Annotated in this window: 6 protein-coding genes; 2 read left to right on the forward strand and 4 right to left on the reverse strand. The window is 61.9% G+C overall.

Annotated features, from left to right (window positions below; translation table 11 throughout):
• Window positions 1-412: hypothetical protein (locus ACILSL_RS26855; RefSeq protein ID WP_395735152.1), on the forward strand; the 412-nt coding region annotated here is incomplete at its 5' end.
• Window positions 413-462: 50 nt separating this feature from the next.
• On the opposite strand, the gene ACILSL_RS26860 is transcribed toward ACILSL_RS26855, so the two are convergent.
• On the reverse strand, window positions 463-684 hold the full coding sequence (locus ACILSL_RS26860; protein ID WP_395735153.1) for a hypothetical protein: 222 nt from the start codon (window positions 682-684) through the stop codon (window positions 463-465).
• Window positions 685-719: 35 nt separating this feature from the next.
• Here ACILSL_RS26860 and ACILSL_RS26865 point away from each other — a divergent pair, with 35 nt between their 5' ends.
• Entirely contained in the window at window positions 720-893 is a 174-nt protein-coding gene (locus ACILSL_RS26865; RefSeq protein ID WP_395735154.1) for a hypothetical protein, read from the forward strand.
• A 350-nt stretch (window positions 894-1,243) separates the two neighbouring features.
• Here ACILSL_RS26865 and ACILSL_RS26870 read toward each other — a convergent pair whose 3' ends face one another.
• The 3 genes from ACILSL_RS26870 to ACILSL_RS26880 all read right to left on the reverse strand — a co-directional run.
• Entirely contained in the window at window positions 1,244-1,696 is a 453-nt protein-coding gene (locus tag ACILSL_RS26870) for an RES family NAD+ phosphorylase (RefSeq protein WP_395735155.1), read from the reverse strand.
• Complete coding sequence (locus tag ACILSL_RS26875; protein ID WP_395735156.1) at window positions 1,693-2,196, reverse strand: antitoxin Xre/MbcA/ParS toxin-binding domain-containing protein; 504 nt, start codon at window positions 2,194-2,196, stop codon at window positions 1,693-1,695. The genes ACILSL_RS26870 and ACILSL_RS26875 overlap by 4 nt, the downstream gene beginning before the upstream one ends.
• 226 nt (window positions 2,197-2,422) lie before the next feature.
• Window positions 2,423-2,758: DUF1501 domain-containing protein (locus ACILSL_RS26880; protein ID WP_395735157.1), on the reverse strand; the 336-nt coding region annotated here is incomplete at its 5' end.

The following is a 2,758-nucleotide window of genomic DNA, read 5'->3' on the forward strand; positions in this document are numbered from 1 at the left end:
GCCTGCAGGGACGTTCACATTGCGGGCAGGAGTGCCCGCATCACTTCACATCATGTATATGAGACGAATCGAGGACTTTATGAACTGGCTCACGGATATGGATTTCGGGTGGTGGCCGGTGCTGTCGCTGCGACCGCCGAAGGATCGGGATATTGACAACCGGGTGCTTTTCAAAATCAGCCCGGTTTTTGGCAGCCTCACGGGTTTCGTAATTTTTGGGCTTTCTTATCCTCAGATGATGAGAGCCGGGTCTTTCAGCGAGTTTGCAGCGGTGATCGCAGATGTGATGATCTGGTATCTGTTCGGCTGCTTTGTTTTCTTCGTGGGATTCAAGTTCACCTTCGCCTATTTCTGGAATCGCCGGGCGAGGCGGTTGAGAAGCATTCAGGAACAAAGCGGAGCTGGGGGCTGAGAGCGCTTTGGAATCAAAAGCGCTTCAAGCCCCAGATAGGATTGCGGCGATTATGCCGGATGACCCACACGGAAGCGAAGCCCCGAAACGAGCTGGTCAAATGTGATCATCACTTCGGCATTGGCGTCAGCTTCGCGCACCCGGCTCATCACTTCTTCATCCGACACGCCATGGTGCGGCTTTTCGAGACCATGCAGCAGCCGGGCCGCCAGCGAAGCCCGGTCATCCTCAGAAAGCTTGGCCGCCTCCGCCGTGAGTTCTTCCAGTTTCACGGAGTGCAGGATATATACCGGCGCTTGCTCTCCCAGTGAGTTTTGAGACAGACGGCGTGAACGGCAAGAGGGACCGAAGGCTCTCGCACGCCCGGCGCAGGCAGGGCGGGCTGACGCCGGTGATCGCGCCGGGCGGCAGCTCTTTGCTGGGAGCGCCGATGTCCACATCGGCTCTGGACGAGCGTCCCCTGGACTTCGGCGTGGAATGAGGCGCACGGAAGATGCGGGGGCACAAAGGTATGAACCGGGAACATGGGTAACAGATTGACCGGGGACATAGGTTACACTTTGCGGGTGGTCTATGCCATGGAACACCACCCCCACACCGGAAAATGGGGTCAGGAAAATGGGGTCAGGATGCAAATTCTTGACAGATTTCACCGTGTTCCTCAGCGCCGTGGTTGAGGGGGGCCTTTTTTTGAGGGGCACCTCGGCGAGGCGCACTTCGGCCCTTTTTTCCGTGTGCCTCCCCCCGCGATATTTTGTCAAGTATTTGCACCCTGACCCCCTTTTGAGGTGGGCGGGTTGGTGGAAAATGGGTGGCGCTGTGCTGCCGCCCTCAGAGCAGCCGGGGATCAAACGAGAAGGGCTCGGGCCTGCCGATGGCGATTTTCCTGAAGCCGGGGTGCGCGGGATTGAGCAGGTAGTTGGACTCGCCGGGGATGATGGCGCTGGGGAGTTCCAGCACGGCGGAGCGGGCTTCCCGGGCCCAGAGATCTCCCAGCGCGCGGGTGGCGGGCGGTGCGGGCGAGTGCGCCCAGCCGGGGGGCAGCGCGGTGACTTTTTCCACGAGCGCGGCCTCGAACTCGAGCGGGATGGCGGCGTAGGTGAAGATGACGGGCGGATTGAGATGCACGAGGGACTCCAGCGCGGCCAGCGCCTGGGTGCTGCTGGTGTACACGAGGCTGACGCCGGGGGAATTCCACCGGCCGCCGTAGAGCCGCGCGCCTTCGCCACTGAAGGCGGTGGCGGCGTGCTTCATCTTTACGATGCGCCAGGCCTGCAGCTTCATGAGTAGACGCTGTATTCGATGCGGCCGAGGAGGTCTTCCACTTCACGGGCGCCGACCTCCGTCTCTGCGTACTCCAGCGGCACCGCGCCGCCGAGGCCGCGCTGCGCGGAGGTGAGCCATGCACGCGCATTCTCCACGGACTCCATGACTTCCACGGCCTTGCCCATGAGCCGGGCAAAGCGCACTACGCGGTCTGACTCTGCGGGGTCCAGCCTGCCTGCCGCCATGCGCCGGTGCAGCGTGGCCTTGGAGATGCCGAGCATGGGCACGAGCCTTTCCATGGAGACGTCCAGGCTGCTGCGCAAATCATCCAGCTCCTGCACGGGCAGCCCGGTCTTGAGGGACTGGATGAGCCGTGCCGTGGTAAACTCAAACGGCGCATGCCTGCCTGCCGCGCCATGCGCCAGGTAAGCCACGATGCCGCCGCCTGCCTTCCGCGCGCCCACGCCGCTGTGGTAAACGGGGGCGATCTCTTGAACGAGGGTGGAGTCTTTTTTCATTTGATACTTATTCATGTCTCATTTGATCCATAAGTCAATCACGTTTTTGGAGGCCGCAGCGAGGGTGATTTCGCGTCGCGCTGGGACGGAGGTGTCTTCACATGGGTAATGCGTTGCTGTTCTGCATCGCGGCACCGCCTTTCGAAACGCCCCTTCCCCTCGCTTTCACGTGCCAAAGCCCTCGTGTTTGCTCATACCATGAACCATTATGATGAAAGCCACACGCTCAAAACAACTCGCGGATCGCCCGGCCGCCATCGGACAGGGGCACGGCGACGCCGTTGGGCCGGGCAAGGCGCTGATTCTCACCGAAGCCGAGTTTGCGGTAGATCGTTTCGGCGTAGTCGTAGGGCGTGTAGAGCGCATCGGTCACATCGCCGCCCTCCCGGTCGGTCGCGCCGATGACGGCCCCGCCGGGACAGCCGGCACCGGCAAAGGCGATGGACATGGCACGCGCCCAGTGATCCCGCCCGCCGTTCTTGTTCATGCGCGGGGTGCGGCCCATCTCGGTGACGAAACACACGAGCGTTTCCGCCAGCAGGCCGCGCTCATGCATGTCCTC

Source organism: Prosthecobacter sp. (assembly GCF_044222345.1).
Lineage (GTDB): Bacteria > Verrucomicrobiota > Verrucomicrobiia > Verrucomicrobiales > Verrucomicrobiaceae > Prosthecobacter.